This window comes from Bosea sp. F3-2 (genome assembly GCF_008253865.1).
Taxonomy (GTDB): Bacteria; Pseudomonadota; Alphaproteobacteria; order Rhizobiales; family Beijerinckiaceae; genus Allobosea.
Genome location: NZ_CP042331.1, coordinates 2130532 through 2157354, shown reverse-complemented (window position 1 = coordinate 2157354; position 26823 = coordinate 2130532). Strand labels below are relative to the sequence as shown.

Annotated in this window: 23 protein-coding genes; 8 read left to right on the top strand and 15 right to left on the bottom strand. The window is 62.9% G+C overall.

The window, feature by feature from the left end:
- Positions 1-20: 20 nt before the first annotated feature.
- Positions 21-641, top strand: a complete 621-nt coding sequence (locus tag FQV39_RS10045) for a TetR/AcrR family transcriptional regulator (protein WP_149130163.1) — start codon at positions 21-23, stop codon at positions 639-641.
- A gap of 436 nt (positions 642-1077) precedes the next feature.
- Here FQV39_RS10045 and FQV39_RS10040 read toward each other — a convergent pair whose 3' ends face one another.
- From FQV39_RS10040 to FQV39_RS10020, 5 genes are read right to left on the bottom strand one after another with little or no spacing between them, the layout of a single operon-like run.
- Positions 1078-2235 carry an iron-containing alcohol dehydrogenase gene (locus FQV39_RS10040; protein WP_149130162.1) on the bottom strand — a complete coding sequence of 386 codons (1158 nt, stop codon included), beginning with the start codon at positions 2233-2235 and terminating at the stop codon, positions 1078-1080.
- A gap of 25 nt (positions 2236-2260) precedes the next feature.
- Complete coding sequence (locus FQV39_RS10035) at positions 2261-3244, bottom strand: branched-chain amino acid ABC transporter permease (RefSeq protein WP_149130161.1); 984 nt, start codon at positions 3242-3244, stop codon at positions 2261-2263.
- Between the two features lie 2 nt (positions 3245-3246).
- Entirely contained in the window at positions 3247-4131 is an 885-nt protein-coding gene (locus FQV39_RS10030) for a branched-chain amino acid ABC transporter permease (protein ID WP_149130160.1), read from the bottom strand.
- Between the two features lie 11 nt (positions 4132-4142).
- Positions 4143-4877 (bottom strand): ABC transporter ATP-binding protein, encoded by a 735-nt coding sequence (locus FQV39_RS10025; protein WP_149130159.1) that lies wholly within the window; start codon positions 4875-4877, stop codon positions 4143-4145.
- A gap of 1 nt (position 4878) precedes the next feature.
- Positions 4879-5703 (bottom strand): ABC transporter ATP-binding protein, encoded by an 825-nt coding sequence (locus FQV39_RS10020; protein ID WP_149133761.1) that lies wholly within the window; start codon positions 5701-5703, stop codon positions 4879-4881.
- Between the two features lie 244 nt (positions 5704-5947).
- Here FQV39_RS10020 and FQV39_RS10015 point away from each other — a divergent pair, with 244 nt between their 5' ends.
- Complete coding sequence (locus tag FQV39_RS10015; protein WP_149133760.1) at positions 5948-7171, top strand: ABC transporter substrate-binding protein; 1224 nt, start codon at positions 5948-5950, stop codon at positions 7169-7171.
- A gap of 13 nt (positions 7172-7184) precedes the next feature.
- On the opposite strand, the gene FQV39_RS10010 is transcribed toward FQV39_RS10015, so the two are convergent.
- Positions 7185-8219 carry a winged helix-turn-helix transcriptional regulator gene (locus FQV39_RS10010; protein ID WP_149130158.1) on the bottom strand — a complete coding sequence of 345 codons (1035 nt, stop codon included), beginning with the start codon at positions 8217-8219 and terminating at the stop codon, positions 7185-7187.
- Positions 8220-8472: 253 nt separating this feature from the next.
- Between FQV39_RS10010 and kce the strand changes: the two genes are divergently transcribed.
- Positions 8473-9405 carry a 3,5-dioxohexanoate:acetyl-CoA acetone transferase gene (kce, locus tag FQV39_RS10005; RefSeq protein WP_149130157.1) on the top strand — a complete coding sequence of 311 codons (933 nt, stop codon included), beginning with the start codon at positions 8473-8475 and terminating at the stop codon, positions 9403-9405.
- 78 nt (positions 9406-9483) lie between these two features.
- Complete coding sequence (locus tag FQV39_RS10000) at positions 9484-10635, top strand: ABC transporter substrate-binding protein (RefSeq protein WP_248313309.1); 1152 nt, start codon at positions 9484-9486, stop codon at positions 10633-10635.
- Between the two features lie 131 nt (positions 10636-10766).
- On the opposite strand, the gene FQV39_RS09995 is transcribed toward FQV39_RS10000, so the two are convergent.
- From FQV39_RS09995 to FQV39_RS09960, 8 genes are read right to left on the bottom strand one after another with little or no spacing between them, the layout of a single operon-like run.
- A complete protein-coding gene (locus tag FQV39_RS09995) occupies positions 10767-12278 on the bottom strand; it encodes a class I adenylate-forming enzyme family protein (protein ID WP_149130155.1) in 1512 nt (503 codons plus the stop codon).
- A gap of 41 nt (positions 12279-12319) precedes the next feature.
- Positions 12320-13078, bottom strand: a complete 759-nt coding sequence (locus FQV39_RS09990) for an SDR family NAD(P)-dependent oxidoreductase (RefSeq protein ID WP_149130154.1) — start codon at positions 13076-13078, stop codon at positions 12320-12322.
- Positions 13075-15474, bottom strand: a complete 2400-nt coding sequence (locus FQV39_RS09985; protein WP_149130153.1) for a xanthine dehydrogenase family protein molybdopterin-binding subunit — start codon at positions 15472-15474, stop codon at positions 13075-13077. The genes FQV39_RS09990 and FQV39_RS09985 overlap by 4 nt, the downstream gene beginning before the upstream one ends.
- Positions 15471-16229 carry an N-acyl homoserine lactonase family protein gene (locus FQV39_RS09980; protein WP_149130152.1) on the bottom strand — a complete coding sequence of 253 codons (759 nt, stop codon included), beginning with the start codon at positions 16227-16229 and terminating at the stop codon, positions 15471-15473. The genes FQV39_RS09985 and FQV39_RS09980 overlap by 4 nt, the downstream gene beginning before the upstream one ends.
- The gene (locus tag FQV39_RS09975) at positions 16226-16711 is read right to left on the bottom strand and encodes a (2Fe-2S)-binding protein (protein WP_149130151.1); all 486 of its coding nucleotides are present in this window, start codon (positions 16709-16711) and stop codon (positions 16226-16228) included. Before FQV39_RS09975 ends, FQV39_RS09980 begins: the two co-directional genes overlap by 4 nt.
- On the bottom strand, positions 16708-17586 hold the full coding sequence (locus FQV39_RS09970; RefSeq protein ID WP_149130150.1) for an FAD binding domain-containing protein: 879 nt from the start codon (positions 17584-17586) through the stop codon (positions 16708-16710). The genes FQV39_RS09975 and FQV39_RS09970 overlap by 4 nt, the downstream gene beginning before the upstream one ends.
- Position 17587: 1 nt before the next feature.
- Entirely contained in the window at positions 17588-18370 is a 783-nt protein-coding gene (locus FQV39_RS09965) for an enoyl-CoA hydratase/isomerase family protein (RefSeq protein WP_149130149.1), read from the bottom strand.
- A complete protein-coding gene (locus FQV39_RS09960; RefSeq protein WP_149130148.1) occupies positions 18367-18846 on the bottom strand; it encodes an acyl-CoA thioesterase in 480 nt (159 codons plus the stop codon). Before FQV39_RS09960 ends, FQV39_RS09965 begins: the two co-directional genes overlap by 4 nt.
- Positions 18847-18956: 110 nt before the next feature.
- Between FQV39_RS09960 and FQV39_RS09955 the strand changes: the two genes are divergently transcribed.
- Both FQV39_RS09955 and FQV39_RS09950 read left to right on the top strand, forming a co-directional pair.
- Positions 18957-20450 carry an NAD-dependent succinate-semialdehyde dehydrogenase gene (locus tag FQV39_RS09955; protein WP_149130147.1) on the top strand — a complete coding sequence of 498 codons (1494 nt, stop codon included), beginning with the start codon at positions 18957-18959 and terminating at the stop codon, positions 20448-20450.
- Positions 20451-20468: 18 nt separating this feature from the next.
- Positions 20469-21323: an SRPBCC family protein gene (locus FQV39_RS09950; protein WP_149130146.1), complete on the top strand. Its 855-nt coding sequence runs from the start codon at positions 20469-20471 to the stop codon at positions 21321-21323.
- Positions 21324-21521: 198 nt separating this feature from the next.
- Here the strand turns inward: FQV39_RS09950 and FQV39_RS09945 are convergent, their stop codons facing one another.
- Positions 21522-22997: an NAD-dependent succinate-semialdehyde dehydrogenase gene (locus FQV39_RS09945; RefSeq protein ID WP_149130145.1), complete on the bottom strand. Its 1476-nt coding sequence runs from the start codon at positions 22995-22997 to the stop codon at positions 21522-21524.
- 275 nt (positions 22998-23272) lie between these two features.
- Here FQV39_RS09945 and FQV39_RS09940 point away from each other — a divergent pair, with 275 nt between their 5' ends.
- Positions 23273-24646: an aspartate aminotransferase family protein gene (locus FQV39_RS09940; protein WP_149130144.1), complete on the top strand. Its 1374-nt coding sequence runs from the start codon at positions 23273-23275 to the stop codon at positions 24644-24646.
- 32 nt (positions 24647-24678) lie between these two features.
- Positions 24679-26805, top strand: coding sequence for a hydantoinase/oxoprolinase family protein (locus FQV39_RS09935; protein ID WP_349238586.1), 2127 nt, complete (start codon positions 24679-24681; stop codon positions 26803-26805).
- The last annotated feature ends 18 nt before the right edge of the window (positions 26806-26823 follow it).

The window sequence follows — 26823 nt, the reverse complement described above, 5'->3', positions numbered from 1 at the left end:
AGAACGGGGCAGGAGCAGCGATGCAGAAAGCGCGTCGGACGCAGGCCGAACGCCATCAGGAATCGGAGCAGAAGCTGATCCAAGCCGCCATCGAGATGGTGGCCGACCGGGGATACGATCAGCTGAGGCTTGCCGATCTGGGGGAAGCAGCAGGGTTCAGCCGTGGTCTCGCGGCCCACTATTTTGGCAACCGAGAATCACTGATGCGCAGGGTGGTTGTCGAGATCCTGGCGCGAACCTCGAGAAGTCTTAGCGAGAGCGACAATCCGTCGGATGATCCTCTCGAAGCAATCTTCCGTCGCCTCAGGGCGGCGGTCCAACGATGGACTCGCGCACCAACCGATGGCAAAGCTCTGTTCGCCGTTATCGCGGCGGGCGTAACGAATGAAGATTTGGCCGTGGATATCCGCAACCATAACCTCACGGTATTGGGATGGTTTTCCGGCAAATTTCGCGAAGCGATCGACGCCGGTTTGGTGCCGGCCAACATCGATCCCGATGCTGAGGCACGGCTCTATTTTTCAATAATCCGCGGCGCCGGAACAACAGACCTTGTTCAACCTGGTTGGGAAGCCGAAGTCATCATCGAACGGTTTATCGCTTCCGCCACGTCGAGTTACGCCGCAGGAGTAGGCCGCTAGAGCAGCGGACTGAATATCGTATTCAGTCCGATGCTCTAGCTCTTTGATCTTGCATCGGCTTTTCCCGAAAACCGCGTGCCACTTTTCGGGCCGATGCTCTAGCTCGCTCGGTTCAGCGCAGAGTAGAATGTAACGCCCGCGCCTGACCTACATCTTCGGTATGAAGGTAGGTCTCGTGTCCCGCGCTCGGTCTGAGCCGCACATCCTCAAGCTGATCGAAGCCGCTCCGCTGGCAGCAGGCGAATCATCACTCCGCGGGTTCGTATGGGAGTCTGCGGATCGGAGCCACTTCAACCTCGCGCGCTCGGGGCGCTTGTAAATGACTTGGCTGTCCCGATCCCACCTCTCCCGTTGCACCATACTATCCGTTTGACCGCAAAATCTTGGCGGTTGAGAAGGCGCGCCACGGGCCTTCAATCAACAAACCTCGCCTCGGTCAAAATGCCTCCTCATAAATCCCCAATACGTCTTCATAGGACAGTTCGCGGGGATTATTCACCAGGAGGCGTGTCTGTTTCATCGCATCGCGAGCCATCATCGGCAGCGCGTCGCGCGGGATTTGAACGGAATGCAGGCCCTCGGGCACTTTCAAGTCACGGTTGAGCTCGACCAGCTTGTCTACGAAGGCCTCACCACGCGCGTCAAAGGCGATAGCGGTGAGTTCCGGGAATGCGTCAGCGGCGATCTCTGCGTAGATATGCCGGGCTTTCGGAAGATTGAATCGCAGAACGGGCGCAAGCACCAGCGCGTTCGACAATCCGTGCGGCACATGGAAATGCCCACCGATCGGATAGGCCAGCGCGTGTACCGCTGCCACCGGCGAGTTGCCGAAGGCCTGCCCGGCGAAGAGCGAGCCGAGCAGCATCGCGGCGCGGGCATCGCGATTGGCGCCGTTGAAAGTCGCCTCGCGGATGTTGGCGCCCAGCAATCGCAGGGCCTGGCGCGCAAGGCCTTGCGAGATCGGGTTGTTGTTCGGGGAGGCCGAGGCATAGGACTCGATGGCGTGCACCATGGCGTCGATGCCGGTCGCTGCGGTCACCGCGGCCGGCAGGCCGATGGTGAGTTCGGCATCCAGCACGGCGATGTCTGGCAGCAGCAGCGGCGAGACGACACCGGCCTTCATCGCCTCGCCGGTGGTGATGATCGCAACCGGCGTGACCTCGGAACCGGTGCCAGCGGTTGTCGGGACCAGGGCCAGCGGGAGGCGGGGGCCGCGTGCCTTGTTGACGCCGTAGACCTCGGAGAGCTGTTCGCCGCCGCCCGCGATCAACGCAGCCACCTTGGCCACGTCCATGGGAGACCCGCCGCCGATGGCGAGCACTCCCGTGGTCTCGTGCTCACGGATGAGACCAACCAGTGCGAGGACATTGGCCTCGGGCGGGTCGGCCACGACCTCGTCGAAAATCTCGACCGAGGCGCCCGCGCTTCTGAGCGATGCAAGAGCTGGTTCGATCAGGCCTGCGCGTCGCAAACCGGCGTCCGTTACGAGCACGATGCGCGGCCCAAGAACCGGAATGACGATCTCCGCGATCCGTGCTGCAGCGCCCAACTGCGAGACGATGGTCTTCGTCGTGTTGAAGATGAAGTCGTTCATGTCAATGTCCGCGAATGCTGCCGGGTCAGGATGTGTGCTTTGGCGCCGTCTCGGCTGCCATACCGCGCTTGCCCAGGACCGCGATCAGTTCGCCGACGATGCCCCGGCGGAAGAGCAAGACGCAGAGCATGAAGACAATGCCGATCACGATCGGTGCCTTGGTCGAAAAGTCGATGCTGAGGACGCCGAGACGGATCACACCCAAGCTCGCGAGTTGGTTCTCCAGCAGGACGATGACGACCGCACCAACGATCGGCCCCAGCGCGGTTCCCATGCCGCCGAGCAGGCACATCAGGATTACGTTTCCCGATTGCGTCCAGTGGACGTCGGGAAGTGTCGCCACGCCGAGAGCGAAGGCTTTCAGGCTTCCGGCCAGTCCGGCGATGGCTGCGGAAATCGTGAAGGCGACGAGCTTGTACGAGCGAACGTCGTAGCCGAGCGAAATGGCGCGTGGTTCGTTGTCGCGGATGGCCTGAAGGGTCTCCCCGAATGGCTTGGCGATGACCGCTTGGATGAAGAGGTAGGCCAGGACGTTCAGAACCAGTACGAAATAGTAGAAGACGAGGTCATTGCCGAGCGGCAGGCCGAAAGCCGTACCCCGCGGGATGTTCTGGAGCCCATCCTCGGCGCCCGTGAATGGCGCCTGGCTGCAGAAAAAGTACACCATCTGCGCGAGGGCCAGGGTGATCATCGCGAAATAGATGCCGCGACGTCGGATCGCGATTGCACCGAAGGCGGCACCCAGAGCCGTCGCGACGGCGATGCCGGCCAGAAGGGCGACAGGGGTCGGCATACCCCAGGCCTTTGCCGCATAGCCGGCGATGTAAGCTCCCATCCCAAAGAAGGACGCGTGACCGATGGAGAGCAAGCCGACATAACCGGTGAACAGATTGAAGGCCATGGCGAAGAGCGCGAAGGTCAGGCACTTCGTCAGGAACAGCGGATAGACGCCGGCGAGCGGAAGGATGGCGGCGAGCGCCAGCAGCGCGAGCGGAGCGAGGCGGTTCATCGTCAGGCTTCCTTCCCGAACAGGCCGGCCGGTCGCAGGAGCAGGACGACGACCATGATCATGAAGACGACGGTGGAAGAGGCCTGCGGATAGAACACCTTGGCGAACCCTTCGATCACGCCGAGCGCGAGCCCCGTCAGGATCGTGCCCATCGTCGAGCCGAGGCCGCCGATGACGACGACGGCGAAGATGATGATCAGCATGCTGGAGCCCATCTGCGGCTGAACCTGATAGATCGGCGCTGCCAGCACGCCGGCGAGCCCCGCCAGTGCCACGCCAAAGCCGTAGGTCAGCGTGACGAGCAGTGGCACGTTGATGCCGAGCGCCTGCACCAGCCGGGCATTTTCCGTGCCCGCGCGCAGATAGGACCCGATGCGCGTCTTCTCGATGAGCGCCCATGTGCCGAAGCAAACCACGAGCGCCACGGCGACGACCCAGATGCGGTAGGCCGGCAGCCGCATGAAACCGAGGTCGACCGGTCCGCGCAGAGCAGCCGGTACAGGATAGGCGAGGCCCGAGGTCCCGTAGATGTCCCGAACGGTGCCTTCTATCGCTAGCGCCAGACCAAATGTGAAAAGCAGGCTGTAGAGGTGATCCAGACCCTGCAGGCGGCGCAGAAGCAGGCGTTCGACGATGATCCCGAACAAACCCGTGACGAGGGGGGCCAGAACGAGCGCCCACCAGTAGTTCACGCCGCCGACGGTCAGGGCGAGCCAGGCCGCGAGGGCGCCAAGCATGAAGAAGGCGCCATGCGCGAAGTTGATGACATTGAGCAGGCCGAAGATGATCGCCAGGCCAAGGCTGAGCAGCGCGTAGAAGCTGCCGTTGATAAGCCCGATGGTGAGTTGCCCGAGCAGAACCTGGAGCGGCAGGCCGAGAATGATCATGTCGTTCTCCCTCAGACGCCGAGCAGACGGTCGATCGCCGCCGTGCTGGCCTCGAGATCCCTGGCTTGGACTTCGAGCGCGACCTTGCCGCGTTCGATTACGATGAAGCGGTCGGCCAGTGGCGCAGTGAAGTGGAGGTTCTGCTCGACGAGCAGAATGGTGAAACCAAGCTCACGCAATTTCAGGATCAGGTCGAAGAGCGCATCGACGATAACCGGCGCCAGGCCCTCGGATATCTCGTCAAGCAGAAGGGTGCGCGCGCCGGTCCTCAGGATGCGGGCCATTGCGAGCATTTGCTGTTCGCCGCCGGAGAGTTTCGTCCCGGGCGCATCGCGTCGGCGAAGAAGGTTGGGGAACAGGGCATAGATCTCATCGTCCTGCATCGCATCCTCGCGGATCCGCGGCGGCAGCAACAAGTTCTCCTCGCAACTCAGACTCGCGAAGATGCCGCGCTCCTCCGGGCAGTAGCCGATGCCGAGGCGCGATATATGATGCGGCTGCAGCTTTGCGGTTTCCCGCCCGGCGACCTGAATCGAGCCTTCCCGACGGCCGACGAGGTTCATGATCGCGCGCAATGTCGTCGTGCGGCCGCTGCCGTTGCGACCGAGCAGTGCGACGACTTCGCCAGGTGCGATGTCGAATGAGATGCCGTGAAGGATGTGCGAATGGCCGTACCAGGCGTGGAGATCGCGAACGCTGAGGGCAGCGGTGGCGGTCGAGGCCGGCGGCAGTGATTGAATCGTCATATCAGTGCCTCGCCCTGCGCCGGCCGGAGCCGAGATAGGCCTCGATGACCTGGGGATCGCGCGAGACGGTGGCGTAGTCCCCATCGGCGATGATCGCGCCGGAGCGCAGGACGGTAATGCGGTCGGCGATGCGGGAGACCAGGCTCATATTGTGCTCGACCATCAATACGGTCCGGCTCGTCCCAATCGCCTTGATGAGATCGGCAACCCGCTCGACATCCTCGAAGCCGAGGCCTTGCGTCGGCTCATCGAGCAGCATGACCTGCGGATCGGTCGCCATGGTCGCGGCCAGTTCGAGCGCGCGCTTGCGGCCATAGGGCAGATCGCCGGCACGCCAGTTCGCGTAGCGCGTCAGGTCGAAGCTCGTCAGCAGCTCGGCGATGCGGGCATCGGTCTTGCCGCGCGCGGCGCCGTTCCCGAGAAAGCGCCAGGCGTCCACATGCGGCCGCTGCAGCGCGATCCGGATGTTCTGCGAGACCGTCAGCTTCTCGAAAGTCGCCGAGATCTGGAAGGAACGAACCAGGCCACGACGCGCCACGAATTCCGGTGCGAGGCTGGTGATGTCCTCACCCATCAGGATGATCTGGCCAGCGGTCGGCTGGATGAAGCGCGTCAACAGATTGAAGACCGTTGTCTTGCCAGCGCCGTTGGGGCCGATCAGGGCGTGCACGCCGCCACGATCGACTTCCAGATTGAGGTCCTGGACGGCGACGAAGCCACCGAACGACTTGGTGACGCCGCGCGCCTGAAGGACCGGCGCATCTGCACTTGCAGCGCTGAGACGACGCGCGTCACGAGCAACGGCGCTGCGTGCTGCTCCGCCCATTTCAGCATGCGTCATCAAGCTCGCGACAGCAGGCATCTGACCCTCTCCCTAAGCGGCGGGCGTTGTCTCGCTCGCATCTGCGACGGCCCGTTTCGATCCGTCTTGACTGATACCGGAATAGTTAGTCTAGTTATGAAAGTCAATCGGGATCAGCGAACCCGGCAGACTGAAATGGCCCGAACGGGCGTTGCCGGACGCGACCACGCGTCGCCGGCGGGAAACTTCGAGGGAGGGTAGAAGCATGATGAAAAAGCACTTGGCCGCGCTGGCATTGACGGCTGCGGTTTCGGGGTTGGCGGCCTCGGCCGCATGGTCGCAATCCGCCGGAATCTCCGACGATGTCGTCCGCATCGCTGTTCTGACGGATATGTCCGGCCAGTTCTCCGATCAGGCCGGTCCCGGCTCCGTGGCCGCAGTCCGCATGGCTGTCGAGGATTTCGGCGGCAAGGTGCTCGGCAAGCCGGTCGAAGTCGTTGTGGCCGACCACCAGAACCGCAACGAGGTCGCGGTCGCCAAGGCGCGGGAGTGGTTCGACGTCCAGAAAGTCGACATGATCGCCAACCTGATCAACTCGTCGATCGCCTTGTCCGTAGTGTCCATCGCCAAGGAGAAGGACAAGATCGCGATCGTGAACGGCTCAGGCACGTCCCGCCTGACGATGGATGCCTGCACGCCCAACAGCATCCATTATGCCTACGACACATACGCGCTCGCCAAAGGGACGGGCCAGACATTGATCGAGAAGGGCGGCACGAGCTGGTTCTTCCTGACGGCCGACTACGCTTTCGGCCATGCGCTGGAAGCCGATACCTCGGCGGCGGTGAAGGCTGCCAAAGGCAATATCGTCGGATCGGTGCGCTATCCGATCGATACGATGGACCACTCCTCATTCCTGCTGCAGGCACAGGCTTCCAAGGCTAAGGTCGTCGCCATCGCCGGGTCCGGGACCGTTTTCGTGAACGCGGTGAAATCCGCCAAGGACTACGGCATCTCGGATGGTGGCCAGACGATCGCTGGCCTACTTGTCTGGCTGCCCGATACCCATGCCCTGGGGCTTGAGACGGCCCAGGGCATGATCCTCACCGACGCCTTCTATTGGGATCGTGACGAGGCGACACGGGCCTGGTCGAAGCGGTTCTATGACAAGATGGGACGGATGCCGCATATGGGCGATGCGGGGGACTACTCGTCGACCATGCACTATCTGAAGGCCATCGAAGCCGCAGGGACGGACAATACGAAGGCCGTCATGGCCAAGATGAAGTCGACGCCCGTCAACGATTTCTTCGCCAAGGACGGCCTCATCCGGGAGGACGGTCGCTTCGTCCACGACATGTATGTCTACCAAGTGAAGTCGCCCAAGGAATCGAAAGCGCCCTGGGATTATTACAAGCTGGTCAAGACCATCCCCCGGGACGAGGCTTTCCGTCCTCTATCCGAGAGCACCTGCCCACTCGTCAAGAAGTGACCGGACGCCCGGATCAGGGATCGTATTCCCTGATCCGGACTTCACCGTCCTCGGTCATGTCGTAGTTGCGCTCGTAGGCCATTTCCCAAGCATGGATGGGTTGCCGGCATTTGTCGCAGACGACCTGGGGTGTGAAGTCTTGCCCGCAGGTTTTGTGGGTGAGGATCATCGGCGGTGCGTGGTTTGAGAGCCAGCGATCACCCCAGGCCAGGATGGCCACGAATGGCCCATAGAGATCTAGCCCCATCTCTGTGAGCCGATACTCAAATCGGTCGGGGAGGCGCTGATAGAGGCGCCGATCAAAGATGCCCTTCTCCACCAGCCGGTTGAGCCGATCAGTCAGGATGTTCGGCGCGATGTTCAGCCGATCCTGGAACTCGTCAAAGCGGCGCGCGCCAAGAAACGCTTCCCGGGAGACCTTGAACGTCCAGCGATCGCCAATGATCTGCAGCGTACGGGAGACTGAGGAAGGGCGGCCGCGATTGTAGTGCTCGCTGTCGGAGGAACGGCGGGACCGCCTGAATTCGACGGGCGCACTTCTACCAGCACCTGGACCGTCACGATAGCTGACCTCGCGGGCTTTCAGCTCGTTGCCGCAGGCTGAGCAGGCCACGATTGGCTCGCTGTGGCAGCCACACGTTTTGTGGATCAGCCGCACAGGCATTTTGGGCACGCCATCGATCCACTTGTCGCCGAAGCGCAGCATCGCGATCATGCTGGGATAAAGATCGATCCCCATATGGGTCAGGCGATACTCATAGCGCGGAGGGCGATCGAGATAGGCGAGGCGTTTGAGGATGCCCTGATCCGTCAGCCGCTTGAGCCGCTCGGTCAAGGTCTGGCGCGGCACTTTCAGCCGCGTCTGGAATTCGTCGAACCGTCGCGCGCCGAACAGGCATTCGCGAATGACGAGGAACGCCCATGCATCCGAGAGGATCGCAATGGCGCGGCCCACGGAGCAGTTCCGTTCAAGTGTACTGGCAAGGGAAGATGCGCTTTCGTTCCCGTCGCTGACGCTCTTCGCGAATCCGGCAGCAAAACCCGGCATGGATCAGTTCACCAGTTCTTTCGTGGACGTTGGTGCCGTCACGCATAATCCTAACACGGTCCATTGCCTATCCCGAGCTTGAGCCGGACACCGGCTCGCAAGGTTTCTGCTCCAGCCAACGGATGCTGGTGCAGCGTGCATTGACATCATCTACTGTAAGTCTATTAATGCAAGTTACAAGAGCCTAAGAGAGCTCAGCGGCTCGGGCGGAGCTGCCGCCGCGCCACGGCGATCCGAGAACCAGGGAGGGGCTATGCAAAAAGCAAGCAAGATCATCATCACGTGTGCGGTAACGGGATCCATCCACACGCCGACCATGTCCCCCTATCTTCCGGTCACTCACGAGGAGATCACGAGGGACGCGGTCGCTGCGGCCGAGGCCGGAGCGGCGATGATCCATCTCCATGCGCGTGATCCCGAAACAGGCAAGCCTTCGCCGTCGCCGGATATCTTCAAGCAATTCCTGCCGCGGATAAAGCAGCAGACAGCGGCGATCCTCAACATCAGCACGGGCGGCGGTCTGGGAATGACGCTCGACGAGCGTCTCGCGGCAGCGAAGTGGGCGCAGCCGGAAGTCGCTTCCATGAACATGGGCTCGATGAACTTCAACATCTCGGGCGCTGCGGCGAAGATCAAGGAGTTCAAGTTCGACTGGGAACGTCCCTATCTGGAGTCGACGACGGACTTCATCCTTTCGAACACGTTCAGGCAGATCGAGCGGGGCATGACCGAGCTCGGAGACCTGGGCACGCGTTTCGAGTTCGAATGCTACGACGTCAGCCATCTCTATACGCTCAGCCATTTCGCCGAGAAGGGCGTCGTCAAGCCGCCGTTCTTCATCCAGTGCATTTTCGGCATTCTCGGCGGCGTCGGGGCCGATCCCGAGAATCTCATGCACATGAAGGCCACCGCCGATCGCCTGTTCGGGGCCGACTACTACCTGTCGGTCCTCGCGGCCGGCCGTCACCAGCTGCCATTCGTCACGCTCAGCGCGATCCTCGGCGGCAATGTCCGGGTGGGTCTGGAGGACAGCCTCTATGCGGGCAAGGGCAAGCTCGCGACCTCGAGCGCCGAGCAGGTCAACAAGATCAGACGGATTCTGGACGAACTCAGCCTAGAGATCGCCTCCCCGGAGGAAGCGCGGTCGATGCTGCAGACCAAAGGCGGAAACAACGTCGGATTCTAAGGAAAGAACGAGCGGGGAGGGACGATCATGATGGGTTTGAGAACCATAATCCTGTGCGGGTCATTGCTGGTGCCGGTGATGGCGCAGGCGGAGATTTCCGACGGGAAGGTGAAGATCGGCGTATTGAACGACATGTCCGGCCCCTATGCCGAATCGACGGGCAAGGGATCCGTAGAGGCCGTGCGGATGGCGATCGACGAGGTCGGCGGCCGGGTCGCCGGCAGGCCGATCGAACTGATCTCGGCCGACCATCAGAACAAGCCGGACATCGCGGCGGCGATCGCCAACAAATGGATCGACGTCGAGCAGGTCGACGCGATCGTCGATGTTCCGAACTCCGCCGCGGCGCTCGCCGTGCAGGACATCACCCGCCGCAAGAACCGCGCCCTTCTCGTTTCGGGAGGGGGCACGGCGCAACTGACCGGGACGGCCTGTTCTCCGACGACGGCTCAGTGGACCTACGACACTTACGCGCTCTCGCAGGTCATGGGGGTTTCTGGCGTCAAGCGGCTCGGAACGAGCTGGTATTTCCTAACCGTCGACTACGCGTTCGGACATGCGCTCGAAGCAGATCTCTCTGCCGTCCTGAAGGCGAATGGCGGCAAGGTCTCGGGGGCTGTGCGCCACCCACTCAACACTCCGGACTTCTCTTCCTACCTGCTGCAGGCGCAGTCGTCGCGGGCCAATGTGGTCGCGCTTGCCAATGCGGGGGCCGATACCGCGACGGCTATCAAGCAGGCGCAGGAGTTCGGCCTGCCGCAAAGCGGGCAGACGATGGCGAGCCTGTTGATGTTTCCGACCGACATCCAGGCATTGGGACTGGGTGCGGCCCACGGGCTCGTCTATCCCGATGGTTGGTTCGCCGATCGTGATGCCGAGAGCCAAGCCTTCGCCAAAGCGTACATTGCCCGCATGGGTAAGATGCCTAGCATGATTCAAGTCGGGGCTTATTCGGCTGTTCGACACTATCTGAGGGCAATCGAAGCGACCGGAAGCGATGAAGCTACGGGAACGATGGCAGCGATGCGGAAGGAACCTGTCAACGACGCCTTCGCGAAGGGGGGCCGTCTCCGGGTCGACGGCCGGATGGTCCATGACATGTATCTGATGCAGGTCAAATCCCATGCCGAATCGAAAGGGCCCTGGGATCAGTCCAAGGTTATCGCGACAATCCCTGGAGACGAGGTGTTCCGGCCGCTGAGTGCAGGTGGCTGCCCGCTCGTCCAGTAGAGTCCCGGCCATCTGGGTCGGGAAGATCGTCACGGAACGAATGAAGAAGGCCTCGCTGAACGAGGCCTTCTTTTTGGAACGGCTTATGATCATGCGGTCGTGGTGCGGCGCTTTGAGAGACGGCACGGGGTCTAGCGTTCGAGGATTTGCCGAAGCTTGAAGCGCTGGACCTTGCCGGATCCGGTGCGCGGGATTTCCGGAACAACATGCACGGAATGCGGCACCTTGTAGGACGACAGGCGCGAGCGGCAATGTTCGATGATCAGCGTTTCCTCGAGGGTCGTGCCTTGACGCGCGATCACAAAGGCAACTGGAACCTCGCCCAGAAACTCATGTGGAATGCCGACAACCGCGCAGTCGAGGACGCTCTCATGGGCGAAAATTGCCTCCTCCACCTCGACGGGCGCAATGTTCTGCCCACCGCGGATGATGATCTCCTTCAGCCTTCCGGTGATCGAGAGGAAGCCGAAGCGGTCCGCTCGTGCGAGATCGCCCGTACGGTACCAGCCGTCGCGCAGGGCCGCAGCCGTCGCCTCGGGATTGTTGTGGTAGCCGAGCATGACGTTCGGGCCGCGCACGATCAGTTCGCCTTCGCCTCCAGGCGCGACATCACGGTCGTCGAGATCGACGATGCGAGTGGCCAATCCGGAAAGGGGCAGGCCGCAGGAGCCCATGAAGCGGCCGCCGCTTGGAGCGTTGATCGTGACCATCGTCGACGTCTCGGTGATGCCGTAGCCATCGAGCAGCTTGACGCCGAACCAGTTCTCGAACTCCTGATTGAGTGGGCCGGGAAGCACCGCGCCGGCCGAGAGACAGATGCGCACGTTCGACAGGGTCCGGCGCCCTTCCTCCTTTGCGCGCTCCAGCATATAGTGAAAGACGGTCGGGACGCCCGGTAGCAGCGTGATGGGCTCCTGGGCTAGCACCTCTGCGAGCCGGGAGGCGGAGAAGCTCTCCATCAGGTATTCGCTGGCGCCCGTGGCGACGATGCTCACCACGGCGAGATTCAACGCGTAGCTGTGATAAAGCGGTAGCGAGTTCAATACGTAATCGTCGGCGCTCAAACCGGCGACCGGGGCCCAGCAGGCGGCCGTGACCCACAACATGCTCTGCAGCGAGAGCACGACACCCTTCGCCCGCCCGGTCGTGCCGGACGTGTATACGATGAAGGCCGGACGCTCGATATCGAGCGGATCGAGCGGTGCCGGGCCGGCTCCGTCCTCCACGACGGCCGCACCCTTTCCGTTCTCGAAGGCCATGACCGCAACGCTGCCGGAAGCTTGGCGCAGGACGTCGCGCTTTTGCTCGCGGGCGAAGACGGCAACGCATTGCGCATCGTCGATGCGATAGGCGATCTCGTCGACCGTGGCGTCGAAGCTGATCGGAACCGCGACGGCACCCGCGCGGACGATGCCGAGACAGGCTTCGACCCAATCGACCGAATTTGGAAGATGGATCGCGACGCGATCGCCGGGGCCGACGCCGTTGGCCTGGAGATGGCTGGCGATGCTAGCTGTGCGGTCCGCCAGCTCGCCGTAGCTCACGGCACGGTCCTTGTCGCGGAATGCCAGGGCCTGCGGGCGCTTCGACGCCTGCCGGCCGAGCAACTCGCCGATCGGAGCGATGAGATCGGTGATGATCATGGGTGTCCTCCCCAGGACTTATCTTTCGACGCGGCTATGCGTCAGAGCATCGCGAAGCCGCCGTTGATGCTGATGGTCTGACCGGTGATCCAGGCGGCGTCGGCGGAGGCAAGGAAGGCCACCATCGGCGCGACATCCGCAGGCTGGCCGATCCGCTTCAGTGGATAATTCTTGACCATCTTGGGCAGGTTCTCGGCCAGCCATGCCGGATCCGAATGTGCGGATTGGATCATGCCCAACGTCACCGCGTTGCAGGTGATGTCGTAGCGGCCGAACTCGCGCGCGAGGGACTTGATCAACGCGATCGTGCCGGCTCGCGAGGCGGCTGCCATCGACAGGTTGGCCTCGCCGACACGGGAAGAATCTCCGCCAAGCGAGATGATGCGGCCGCCCTTACCGGCCTGGACCATGTGCGGCAAGGCTGCCTGCGAGGTGTTCACGGTGCCGAGCAGGCCGACATCGATATGGCGCTTCCACTGCTCGGGCGTGGTCTCCAGGAAGCGGGCGCGCTGGGCGAGGCCCGCATTGTTCACAACGATCTCGATACCGCCGAGCTCCGACACGACGCGATCAACCATGGCCCTGGTGTCGGCGAAGTCGGCAATGTCCGCACCGCACGCGATCGCCCTGCCACCGGCTGCGACGATCTCCGCGGCGACCTTCTCGGCGGCATCCGCGCTCGACTGGTAGTTGATGGCGACAGCAGCGCCCTGTGCGGCGAGTTCCAGGGCAATTGCCTTGCCGACATCTCGGCCGGCGCCGGTGACGAGCGCGGTCTTGCCTGCGAGAGAGAGGTTCATGTCGTGGTCCCTTGGTTGGAGTTCCTGGCCTGCGCCGCCTCGACCAACCGGAAGATCCGATCGGGCGTGACGGGCAGCGTGTCGATTTCGATGCCTAATGGTGAGAGGGCGTCGGATACGGCGTTGGCGATGGCAGCCGGAGCTCCGATGGTCCCGCCTTCGCCCATGCCCCGGAAGCCACCGATCGTATTGGGCAATTCAGCTTCGACATGGACGATGCCGATCGGCGGAATGACTGACGCAACCGGGACGAGATAGTCGGCCAGGCTGGCAGTGACGCACTGGCCGTCGTCGTCATGCACGACCTCTTCGAGCAGCGCGGCGCCAATGCCCTGGGCGACGGCACCGTGGACCTGACCGTCGACGATCATCGGGTTGATGATCCGGCCGCAATCCTCGGCGACGACGAAGCGCTTCACCGTGACGCCGAATGTCTCCGGGTCGATCTCGACCATCGCGAGATGCGTCGACGAGCACGCGGTCCCGAAATACGGGTCGTAGCTCTCCGTTGCGACGAGGTCCTCGCGCTGATCATGCGGGATGCGCCCCATCTGGGCGTACACCGCGTGGGCGATCTCCTTGAAGGTGAGCGAACGGTTGGATGAGCGCGACCTCACAATGCCCTGAGATGCCTCGAGGTCCTCGACTGGGACGTCCATCAGGTGCGCCGCAGCCTTGAACACCTTCGCCTTGACGACATGCGAGGATTTCGTCGCGGCGCCGCCGGCGAGGACGGCGGAACGGCTGGCATAGGTTCCGGTACCCATCGGAACGAGCGCGGAATCGCCGTGGCGAACCTCCACATCCTCCATGCGACAGCCAAGCTCGTCGGCAATGACCTGCGCCAGCGTCGTTTCGAGGCCTTGGCCGTGCGAGGAGATGCCGAAATCCGCGGTGATCGCCCCGGTTGCGTCGATGGTGATCTTGGCGGTCTCGACGCCGGTATTGATCGGCATGCCGGGAGCCACTGCGATGCGTGAACCGATGCCGGTCAATTCGGCGTAACTGGCGAAACCGAGGCCGACCCATCGTCCCTGGCGGCGAGCCTCATCCCGCTCACGGACCAAGGCGGGGTAGTCGGCGTAATCGCAGGCAGCTTGCAGGCATTCCTGAAAGGCCGAGCGATCCCAGATGATTCCGGAGCCGGTGCGGTAGGGGAATTCTTCGGCGTTGACGAGATTGCGTCGTCGCATCTCGGCCGGATCGAGCCCGAGCTTGCGCGCAGCCATATCGACCAGGCGCTCCATGGCGAAGGTCGAGGCTGGACGGCCGACGCCGCGATAGGGGCCGGTCGGCGGTTTTGGGGTCAGGACTCCGCGTATCCGGCCGCGATAGGCCGCCATGCGATATGGGCCCGGCAGGAAGCTGACGACCTGGACCGGTTCAAGCGCACCGGTCCACGGATAGATCGAATAGGCGCCGATATCGCCGATGACGTCGGCGCGCAGACCCAGCAGATGGCCTTCTTCGTCAACGGCGAGTTCGGCATCCATCAATTCGTCGAAAGCCTGGCTCGTTGCCGTCAGGTCCTCGAGTCGATCGCTGACGTATTTGACTGGCCGGTCGAGCTTGCGTGCGAGCACGCAGACCAGGAGCTCTTCGTGATAGAGCGATCCCTTGCCGCCGAAGCTGCCGCCGACATCGGGAGCGACAACGCGCATGCGGTTGCCCGGCAAGTCGAGGCACCCTGACAGGACGTCGCGGATGATGCCCGGGATATTGGTTGAGGAATGGAGGGTCAGGGCCTGTTTGCGGCGATCCCATTCCGCGAGATAGGAGCGCGTTTCCATCGCCATCGCCGTCTTCCGCGTCATCCGGAAGCGCGCGCGAACCGTGACGGGCGCCTGGGCAAAGACCTCGTCGACCTCGCCTCGCTCAAACTCGCGGGAGATGATGACGTTCGTCCCAGCTTCTTCGTGAAGGAGCGGCGCATCCGGCGCGACGGCGTCAACCTGCCGGATCGCAAACGGCAGTGGCTCGTATTCGATGACGATGCGTTCGAGGGCGTCCTCCGCCGCGTAGCGGCTGTCGGCCACGACCGCGATGACGGGCTCCCCGACATAGCGGACCTTGCCGCGGGCGAGCGGCCAGATCGGGGTCGCATAGTAGTTCTTCATCTTCGAGGTCGGGATCGCCGGCAGCAAGTCGGCTTCCAGATCGGTGGCATCGAAGACGGCGACGACGCCCGGGACGTCGAACACGTCGCCAAGATCGATCGACCGGATCGTGGCATGCGGCTGGTCGCTGCGGCGCAGGGCGACGTGCAGTAAGCCCTTTGGCGTTATGTCATCGACATAGCGCCCGTTGCCGGACAGCAGGCGCGGGTCCTCGGTCCGCTTGATGCGCGCGCCGACGAGCTTGGGCCTGAGCTCGACCGAGGCATCGACCTGGCTCATTCGTAGAAGTCCCGGCCTTTGCGCAGCGCTGTCCATTGCGCGTCGTCGTGACCGAAGATCACGGTGGCGCCTTCCGCTTCGAGGCTTCTGATTTCAGCAGCAGAGGCCGCTGCCAGCTCCTGATTCCAGTTATTCTTCGCCAATATGCCGTCGAGCGAAGCACGCATCGGAGCCGCATCGGCGGCGAGCAGGAAGCGGCCGTCTCGGTCGAGCTGCACAAGAGCCCCCGTCGTTCCCGGGGTGTGGCCGGGAAGCGGAACGAGGACAATGCGGCCATCGCCGAAAAGGTCATGCTGCTGGTCAAAGGTGGTGAAGCCGTTTGGCTGATCCCACTCCTTCGGGAGATAGCCTTGCTTGTCAGCTCCCTCGGCCGTGGCCGTTTCGAGCTCGGCGGCATGGCACATGATCTTCGCGTGGCGGAAGGCCTCGTTGCAGCCGCAGTGGTCCGGGTGGAGATGGGAGCAAACGACCATGTCGATGTCGTCTGGCCGGAGACCGAGCTGGGCAAGTTGCGGTACGACCGTGTCATTGGCGTCAAAGATCGGCGTCATGATCCTGGCCAGGCCGCCCCAACGCCCTTCAGGGTCCGTCGCGGCTTGCGGATTGCACCCCGTGTCGAAAAGCACGTTGCCTTGCTGATGACGGATCAACGCGCAGGAAACCGGCAGCTCGATCGTTTCGTCCTTGGCGGCGTCCGGCTGGTAGATCGAACGGCGCATGCGCAGTCGCCCGCCCGAAAGGAAGTGAAGCTTCATGGCCTGGTATCCTTTTCACGGATCAACGCGCGCACTGCGTCGACGATGTGCTCGTAGCCGGTGCAGCGGCAGATGTTTCCCGACAGAGCCTCGCGAATCTCGTCGTCACCCGACAGCTCGTGGTTCCTCAGGATGTCGGTGATCGTCATGACGAAGCCGGGCGTGCAGAAGCCGCACTGCAGGCCGTGGTGATCGCGGAAGGCCTGCTGGACGCGGCCAAGAGCTTCGGCCGTTCCTTGTCCCTCGACCGTTTCGATCTCAGCTCCGTCGGCCTGGACGGCGAGCGTCAGGCAAGAGCGAGCGCTGCGCCCGTTCAGGAGGATCGTACAGGCGCCGCAGACGCCATGCTCGCAGCCGACATGGGTTCCCGTCAGGCCGAGCTCGTGGCGAAGCATGTCGCTGAGCAGCATGCGAGCCTCGACCGACACAGCATGCAGCAGCCCGTTGACGGTGATGGAAATCTCGCGCTTGACGATCGTCATGGCAGCACGGCCTCCCTGGCGCGCGACCAAGCATCGCGGATCGCGCGACCGGCGAGCGCTCCCGCAAGATGACGCCGGTAGTCGGCCGAAGCGTTCAGATCGCTGTTCGGTGATATGGCAGCGCGCAAGCTCTCGACGGCCCGCATGATCATCGGTTCGGAGAGCTCGTTGCCTTCGATGACCTCTTCTGCGGTTGGAACGCGGCTCGGCATCTCGCCAACGCCCATCACCGCGATGCGGATATCGCGCGCCTTGCCGTCCTCAAGCCTCATCAGGACTGCTACAGCCGCCAGCGCATAGTCGCCATGACGCCTGGCGAATTCGTGGAAGCCGTATCCCGTGTCCCGCGGCGTTGTCGCGAGATCGATGGCGGTGACGACCTCGTCGGGCTCCAGTGACGTGACGAGCGAGCCAGCGAAGAACTCGCTGATCGGTACGATCCGCGGTCCCCGAGCCGAGACAGCATGGATCTGCCCGTCCAGCAGCACGGTCATCATCGGCATTTCGGCGGCCGGATCCGCATGGCAGACGCTGCCGCAGAACGTGCCGCGATTGCGCACGGTGAGATGCGCGACATGCTTCATCGCCTCGGTCACGATGGGAGCATGTCGCGCGATGACGGAGTCGCGCGCGGTCGTGAAATGCCGCACCAGAGCCCCGATGCGAAGGCGCGAGCCGTCCAGCTCCACCCGGTCGAGGCCCGCGATCGCGTTGATGTCCACCAGCACCGACGGCTTCACGAGGCGAAAGTTCACCATCGGCATCAGGCTTTGCCCGCCGGCGATCACCTTGCCGTCACCGCCTGCGCCGGCAAGCACTTCGGCGGCATGCGCGACGCTTTCGGCCCTGACATAGTCGAATGCGGCGGGTTTCACGTCAGACCCCTTGAAACCGCGGTGGGCGCTTTTGTGCGAAAGCGGCGCGACCTTCCGCATAGTCGGCACTGTTCAGGGCGCGCAGGATATGTGCATCTGCGCCCTGGGCGTCGAACGGCTGATCCGTCATGGCGAGACCGTTCAGAATGGCCTTGGCTCCGGCGATCGAGAGCGGGGCCAAATCCGAGAAATCCTCCAGAAGCGCCTTTGCGCCTGCGAGCGGGTCTTCGGCGATCCCTTGCGCGAAGCCGACCCGCAGGGCGTGGGCAGCATTGAAGGGTTGCGCCGAGAAGAAGATGCGCTTCGCTTCCGCGAGACCGACCAGTCCGAGCAGTCGAGCCGTGCCCTTCACGCCATAGACGATGGAAAGCTTGGCAGCAGGGATGGCCATCCGGGCGTCGGCGGAGATGATGCGAAAATCGCAGGCCATGGCGAGATTGCAGGCGCCGCCGTAGCAATGCCCCTGAATGGCTGCGACGACCGGCCTGCCCAGGGCAGCTATCGCATCGCAGGCGGCGTCGACCGCGACCTCGTAGGCAATTCCCTGCTCGGTCGAAGCTCGGGTCTGCTCGAAGTCGCCAATATCCGCGCCAGCCGAGAAGGTCGAGCCCGCCCCCGTGAGGATGACGCCTCGCAAGGTCTGGTCTCGTCCGAACTCTGCAAAAATATCAGCGAGCGCCTGCCACATCGCGAAGGTGACAGCGTTCTTCCGCGCCGGGTGGTTCAGCGTGACGGTTGCGATCGCTCCTTCACGCGACAGGTCGATGCCGTCGATGATCGTCATGTGCGTTCGGTCCGCAGAGTTTCGAGGAAGTTGCGCAGTGCCTCAGGCAGTGCGGTGGGTCGCCGGGTCTGGCTGTCGACATAGACGTGGACGAAGTGCCCTTCGGCCGCGGCGAGATCCTCGCTGCTCCCGAACAGGCCGATCTCGTAGTGGACGCTGGAGCGGCCGAGATGGGCGACACGCAGCATCGCGGTGACCTTGTCGGGGAAGGAGAGCGATGCGTGGTAGCGGCAGCCGGTCTCGGCGACGAGGCCAATCACGTCGCTTGAAGCGGGATCGAGCAGCGCGCGCTCGATCAGCTCCGCGTTCACCGCCGTATCGAAGAATGAGTAGTAAACGACGTTGTTCACATGGCCGTAGACGTCGTTGTCCATCCAGCGCGTCGGAATAAGCCGCGACAACACATAATCCTGCCGGCGCCCGCGGGCGGGCCGATCGGACCCCGCCTTCAGGGCTGCGTTTTGTGGCTCAGCCATCGTTTCCTCCTAGTGACTTGCATTATTAGACTGTGTTAGGAGATGTCAAGGCACTCGGCGCTTCGAGGTGAGAACCCAGGCCCAGCCCGGTGCGACAGGAGGACGTGCAAATGAAGGCTGCGCCTAGCAAAGGGCTACGGGAATCCCTCGATGATCCCGGCCTGTTCCTCGAAGCAAACCTTGTCGGTGGCGAGTGGATCGGCACTGTTGGACGCGACGTGATCGCGGTGATGAATCCAGCGACAGGAACGGTCATTGGTCATGTCCCGTCGCTGCGGCGGGAAGAGGTCGCAAAAGCGGTTGCGGCCGCACATGAGGCGCAGCCAGCGTGGAAAGCCAAGACCGGCAAGGAACGGGCCGCGATCCTTCGTCGACTGTTCGAGCTCATGCTGGAAAACCAGGATGATCTGGCTCGCATCATGACGGCTGAGCAGGGAAAGCCGTTCGCAGAGGCGAAAGGCGAAATCGTCTACGCGGCTTCGTTCATCGAGTGGTTCGGCGAAGAGGCCAAGCGGGTTTATGGTGATACGATCCCTGCTCCGGTCGCGGGGCGCCGAATAATCGTCCAGAAGGAGCCGATCGGCGTCTTCGCGGCGATCACGCCCTGGAACTTTCCGGCGGCGATGATTACGCGCAAGGCGGGGCCTGGCTGGGCTGCCGGCTGCACGGGCGTTATTCGCCCGGCGAGCGAGACTCCGTTCTCGGCGCTGGCGCTCGGCGTTCTCGCCGAACGAGCCGGCCTTCCTCCCGGAGTCTGCAACATCGTGACGGGCCCGTCCTCCGAATGTGGCAAGGAGCTGTGCGCGAATCCGTTGATCCGTAAGCTCTCCTTTACCGGCTCCACTCGGGTGGGCTCGATCCTGTTGTCGCAATGCGCACCGACGGTGAAGAAGACGAGCATGGAGCTGGGTGGCAACGCCCCCTTCATCGTCTTCGACGACGCCGATCTTGACGAGGCGGTAAAAGGTGCGATGGCCTCGAAATATCGCAACACCGGTCAGACCTGCGTTTGCGCAAACCGCTTCCTGGTGCAGGCCGGGGTTTATGATCGCTTTGCGGAGAAGCTCGCGCAGGCCGTTGGTCAGCTCAAGGTTGGCGACGGCATGAACGAGGGTGTGACGCAGGGGCCGCTCATTAATGCCGCCGCCGTCGACAAGGTCGACGAACACGTCCGCGACGCGCTGGCCAAAGGTGCGCGAGTGGTGGTCGGCGGGAAGCGGCACGATCTTGGCGGCAACTTCTTCGAGCCGACCGTGCTCGTCGACGTCCCGCCGTCCGCACTGGCCTTCCATGAAGAGACGTTCGGGCCGCTCGCACCGCTGATCCGCTTTGAAACCGAAGCTGAGGCGATCGCCATGGCGAACGACAGCGAGTTCGGCCTGGCCGCCTACTTCTACAGCCGCGACATCGGCCGCGTGATGCGTGTGGCTGATGCGCTGGAGGCCGGCATCGTCGGCGCCAATGAAGGGCTGGTCTCGACCGAGGTCGCCCCCTTCGGCGGCGTCAAGTCATCAGGGCTCGGTCGCGAAGGCTCGAAATACGGCATCGAGGACTATCTCGAAATCAAATACGTCTGCCTCGGCGGCATCGGGCAGGCCAACTAGAGCACTGGGAGAAACGCCATGGATATGTCCGGTGAACAACGTATCGAAGCCCCGCGCGACGTGGTTTGGGCCGCGTTGAACGATCCTGAAATCCTGCGGAAATGCATTCCCGGCTGCCAGGAACTCGATAAACACTCTGACACGGAGATGACGGCGGTCGCTGTCATAAAGGTCGGCCCCGTTTCGGCAAGATTCCAGGGTGCGGTGACATTGTCCGACCTCGATCCGCCGAACGGCTACCGTATCACGGGCGAAGGGCAAGGAGGCGTCGCGGGCTTTGCGAAAGGGTCGGCGGAGGTCGGCCTGGTGGCCGATGGTGATGCGACGATCTTGCGTTATTCCGTATCGGCTCAGATCGGTGGAAAGCTGTCCCAGTTGGGCGGCCGCCTCATAGACGCGACTGCGCGCAAGATGTCCGATGCCTTCTTCAAGCGCTTCGCCGAGGAAATCGCCCCCGACGACGCAGCACCTCGATCAGCGGGGGAGAGAATCTCTGACCGGAACCGAATAGCCGCACAACCTGTCAGCGCGGCTGCTGTGCCCCCTGATCGTCGCCTACGTCCGGAGACCTCACCCGGTCTCCCCGATGCCTCGGTTTCGGCATCTTGGGTCTCCTGGCTGAACATCCTGGTTCTCGCGGCCGCAGTCATCGTGATCGCATCGGTGCTCGTGATTGGCGGAGCTCCTCGACCGATTCCGGCGATTGCTCCAGCCGGTTCGAGCATCGACCTCTCGTCCGCGATCGTGCTCTTCTTGCTCCTAGCTGTCGGATACCTGGCGGGAAGGCAGCATGAAGCCTCGCGAGCGAGCATTTCTGACCGGCACTTGCTGCTCGCGCTGCTGGCGCGGCGCACCGGGGCACCGGAAGCCTGAAGGACAGGCCCCTTGGGCGTATCCGTCGTCAGGTGTCCGGGCTCGCGCGCGCCGCCCGGCCGCCGGGGTTGCCCGGATGAACCCCTGTCATCGGCTGCATGCGCGAGAATGGCTTTCCAGGGGAGGATACGGTCGTGGAAACGCCAGATCGAAAGTTGATCCATCGGCGTTGCATGAAACGCGTTGGCTCAATAAGGTTCAAATTCCTCCCATACAAATATACTTCATCTCCAAGTAGTCATCCAACCCATGTCGGGAGCCTTCGCGGCCAATGCCAGATTGCTTGATGCCACCGAATGGCGCGGCTTCCGATGACATTCGGCCGGTATTGATGCCAACCATGCCGTATTCAAGCGCTTCAGACACACGCCAAACGCGCTTTAAGTTGGAGGCATAGAAATAGGCAGCTAGACCGTAAATGGTGTCATTTGCTTCGCGAATGACTTGGTCGGCATCTTCGAAGCATATGATGGGCGCAACAGGGCCAAAGATTTCTTCGTGCGCAATGCGCATATTGGAAGATGTGTTGGTCAGGACGGTTGGCTCGAAAAACGTTGCTCCATTCTTTAGTCTTTGGCCGCCGCATTGGACGACACCGCCCTTTGCCAGAGCGTCGGCGATATGCGCCTCGACCTTTTTCATCGCGTTGCTATCGATGAGCGGACCAATGGCTGCATGCGAGCTGAAGCCGTCACCAACCGCGAGTTTCCGGACGCGGGTGACAAATTTCTCCACGAACTCTTCATGCACCTTTGTCTGCACATAAATGCGGTTGGCGGAAACACAGGTCTGGCCGGCATTTCGAAATTTGGCTTGAATCGCACCATCGACGGCTGCGTCGACATCCGCGTCGTCAAAGACGATGAACGGAGCGTTGCCTCCCAGCTCCAGACCCAATTTCTTGATCTGCTCGGCGCATTGTCTCATGAGCAGGCGCCCAACCTCAGTGGATCCAGTGAAGCTGATCTTGCGGACCTTCGGGTTCGTGCAGAGTTCAAGGCCGACGTCGTTGCCTTCCGCCGCGTAGATCAGATTTACAACGCCACGGGGAAAACCAGCTTCCTCGGCTAACAAGAACATTGCCCCCGCTACGAGAGGGGTCTGCTCAGCCGGCTTTAGCACAATTGTACAACCTGCGGCCAACGCCGGCGATATCTTGCGGGCGACCATTGATGCGGGAAAATTCCAAGGTGTGATGGTGCCGACTACTCCGATCGGTTGCTTGATCACCAGCATGCGACGGTCAGTAGACGGCGCCGAAATGGTTTCCCCATAAATGCGATTGGCCTCCTCGGCATACCACTGCAAGTAGGCCGCGGCATGCGAAATTTCCGATCGCGCTTCCGCGAGTGGCTTTCCCATTTCTGCTGTCAGAATGGCGGAAAGGTCATCGGTGTGTTGTACAATCAGCTGATGCCAGCGCCAGAGTGCATCGCTTCGGTCGCGCGCCGTCAATGCAGCCCATTCTGACTGCGCCGCATGGGCTTTATCGATCGCGGCTTTGGTTGCTTCTCTACCCATATCGGGAAGTCGGGCCAGGAGCTCTCCCGTGGAAGGATTGAAAACGTCAAAGCTGCGGTCTGAAGCAGGTGATCCAAGGCACTCAAGCCGGTCGACGACGGAGAATTTGTGCCGTGCTTTGAGGTGGCGGGTGAGGGCGTCCGTTACAGGCATCGCAGATGATTCCACACATTGGTCGCTGTCATTGGCACACCTTCTGTTTGCTTGCTGCTGCGGTCCAGAGGCCATCAGGCAGACGGGATTCCGGGATTCGTTCCTTCCTGGACCGGGCGCGGCCTGTCGCAAGTGTGGGCCGGTTCCAGCCAGGTGCAAAAATTCCAGGATCGTCGATCCTGATGCCATAAACGATGCTCTGGATCAAATGATCCTGTTGACATTGTATGGGATCATATCGTTCAGTGTCGCCATCTGCATTTTCGGAGACGGCGATGACTGCCCCAGGCAAAGGACACAACAGCAACACGGAAGCGGCGGGTACGGTGTCGCTCTCGGAGGCGGCCTATCGCCGGGAGGCTAAAGTCGTCCCGGGCGGCTCGATGCGTGCTGCATCGTGGTTCAAGCCCCACCCGCCCTATGCCGCAAAAGGCGAGGGGTGCTGGGTCGTCGACATTGACGGCCGCCGCATTCTCGATTGCGCGAACAACTTCTTTTCGCTGATCCACGGCCACGCCTTTCCTCCGGTGCTCGATGCCGTCCGCGACGCAATGTCGAAGGGAACGGCGTTCGGCATGCCAACGGAAAGCGAGATTCGCCTGGCCGAGGTATTGGCAGCTCGGAACCCGCGTCTGGAACAGACGAGATTCTGCAACTCGGGGACCGAGGCGGTCCTCGCCGCCGTGAAGGGTGCTCGCGCGCTTTCCGGCCGCGAAAAGATCGCGAAGTTCGAGGGCTGCTATCACGGGGCCTACGACTGGATCGAAGTCAGCCTCGACCCGACCCCGGCGAACTGGGACAATGAAAACGGCGACCCAGCATCCGTGCGCTACAATGTCGGGACGCCGGACTCCGTGTTGCAGGAAACGGTCGTTCTTCCTTACGACGATGCCCAGCGTTGCGCCGACATCCTGCGGCGGGAAGGCCCCACTCTTGCCGCCGTGATTCTCGATCCTCACGCATCGCGCGCCGGTACCGTTCCGATGTCGAAAGAGGTGGCAGCCGTCGTTCAGGAGGCGTGCCGGCGCTACGGGATCATTCTCATCGCCGACGAGGTCATCTCCTTCCGGCTCTCGTACGAGGGGGCTTCGCCTCTCTTCGGGCTCGAACCTGACCTCGTTACGACTGCAAAGATTATCGGCGGGGGGCTGCCCATCGGCGCCGTCTCCGGCTCGGCGGAGCGAATGTCGGTGTTCAACCACGCCAGCGGCAAGCCGCAGGTCTCCATGGGTGGCACGTTCAGCGGCAACCCGCTCAGCATGGCCGCGGGCCTTGCTTCGCTGGAACATTATTCGAGGCCTGCCGTGGAGCGGCTGAACGGCTTCGGCGACAGCTTCCGCGCCTCAGTTCGCGCGGGGTTTGCCGCTAAGGGCGTCGAAGCCACGATCAGCGGCATCGGCTCGCTGTTCCGCCTCCATCTCGGCCCCGAGGAAGTGACCGGCTACCGGACCGCCTACCCGAGCAAGGAAAACGCCGCCCGCCTTCGCCAGATCCACCTAGGGATGCTGGCGGAAGGCATCCTGCTCACCCCGAACTGCTCGGGGGCTTTCTCGACGCCGATGACCGCGGCGGAGATCGGCCTCCTCGCCGATACGCTCGTCGAGATCGTCGCGAAGGAAGTCTCCGGGCCCGCAAGTGCGGCCGCCTGATTCAAACTGCCCACCGCAAAAGAAAACCAATCATGGGAAACCCGATGCTAGTAGCGCCTTTTCGAATTGGAGTGGACGTCGGAGGCACCTTCACGGATCTGGTGCTCGTCGATGGTCGGGGGACCGTCCAAGCATACAAATCGCCGTCAGTGCCATCCAACCCCACCGACGGCGTTCTTGCCGCCGTGGAACTCGCTGCCCGCAGTATTGGGCTGGCCGTTCCGGAATTCCTGTCGAAAACCGAGCTGTTCGTGCACGGTTCGACGGTTGCGACCAATACGCTGCTCGAAAAGAAGGGCGCCAAGGTCGGCTTGTTAACGACTGAAGGCTTCCGGGACTCGCTGGAGATCCGGCGGTCCATTCGCGAGAATGTCTGGGACCATCGCAAGCCCTTCCCCGAAGTCCTCGTGCCGCGCTACCTGCGTCTCCCGATCGCCGAGCGGATGGAACATGACGGGACCGTCCGGCAGCCGCTCGACCTGGCCTCGGTTGCCGCCGCGGCAAAGGTCTTCGCCGAGGAAGGCGCGGCGGCCGTCGCCATTTGCTTCCTGCATTCCTACGCGAATCCGGCGCATGAGATCGCCGCTCGCGAGGAGCTGCAAAGACTGCTCCCGAATGTCTGGGTGACGATCTCGTCGGAGATCGCACCCATCATCGGCGAGTATGAGCGCACCTCGACGACGGTGGTGAATGCCTATGTCGCGCCGCGCGTCGTGCCATATCTCGAGAGCCTCGCCGAGCGTCTCAAGGCGCTCGGACTGCCGCGCAAGCTTCTGATGATCCAGTCGAACGGTGGGGCCATCTCGATCGACGAGATCGGGCACTCTCCGGCGAGCCTTGTTCTCTCCGGCCCTGCTGCCGGCGTCGGCTCGCTGAAGTTCTTCGGCCAGGATACCGGCTCCGAACAACTGATCTCGATCGAGGTCGGTGGGACCAGTTGCGACGTCACCCTAATGCAGCGCGGTGCCGTCAGCATGACCGATCAGATCGTCGTCGACGGATATCATCTCAACATCCCTGCGGTCGACATCCACACCGTGGGTGCCGGCGGAGGCACGATCGCCTCCGTTGACGGCGCCGGCCTGCTGAATGCCGGCCCGGAGGGAGCCGGTTCGATGCCCGGCCCTGCCAGCTACGGGCGCGGCGGAGAGCGCCCGACGGTGACCGACGCCCAGCTCGTGCTCGGTCGGCTCAAGCCGGGCCCCTACGCCGGCGGTGCCATCACCCTCGATCTCGAGAAGGCGCGGCAGGCGATTCAGCAGCATGTCGCGGGGCCGCTCGGGCTCGGCATCGAGGATGCCGCCGCCGGGATCATCCAGCTCGTGGAGCAAAACATCCTGCATGCGGTCGAGCAGGCCTCGCTCGAAAAGGGCTACAATCCGCGGGCGTTCACGCTCGTGGCGGCCGGCGGTGCCGGCCCCCTCCACGGCCCCTCGACGGCTCGGCTGTTGGGAAGCCCGAGCCTGTACGTGCCGCGGCTGGCGGGTGTGTTCTGTGCGTTCGGGATGTGCAACTCCGACCTGCGTCACGATTACGTCCGCAGCTGGCTGCACGGGCTCGACGACGAGGCCACCTCAAGCCCTGAATTGCTGGAGCATGCGTTCGGGCAGCTGCAGGAATCGGCGGTGGATGTTCTGACGCGCGAAGGCTTCACCGGCGACAAGGCGGTTGTCCAGCGAGGCTACGATCTGCGCTACTTCGGCCAGCAATGGACCATTCCGGTCGAATGCGCTTCGACCGAGCCGGCATCCGTTCGGGCTGCCTTCGAACAGGTCTATCAGAGGCTGTTCGGGTACGTTCAGGACAATGGCGCCATCGAGATCGTCAACCTTCGCCTTGCCGCGATCGGGAAGCTCGATGCGCTGGAGATTGCGAAGGTCCCACCCGCCGTGTCCGAGCCGGTCCCGCACTCGCACCGCAGCGTCTGGATCGACCGGGAGAAGGGCTTCGTCGAAACGCCGGTCTACGACGGCACGATCCTGACGCCGCGCCAGCACCTTACCGGGCCTGCAGTCATCGAGGAGGCGACGACGACCATCTTCGTCGGGCCCGGCGACAAGCTGAGGATCACGGACGCGGGCAACTACCACGTCGAAATCGCGCATGCCGCGAGCGCGCCGCACTCCACTGGGCCCGCGCTGGTGATGAGTGCCGCGTGACCGGCTGAACCCGCCTTC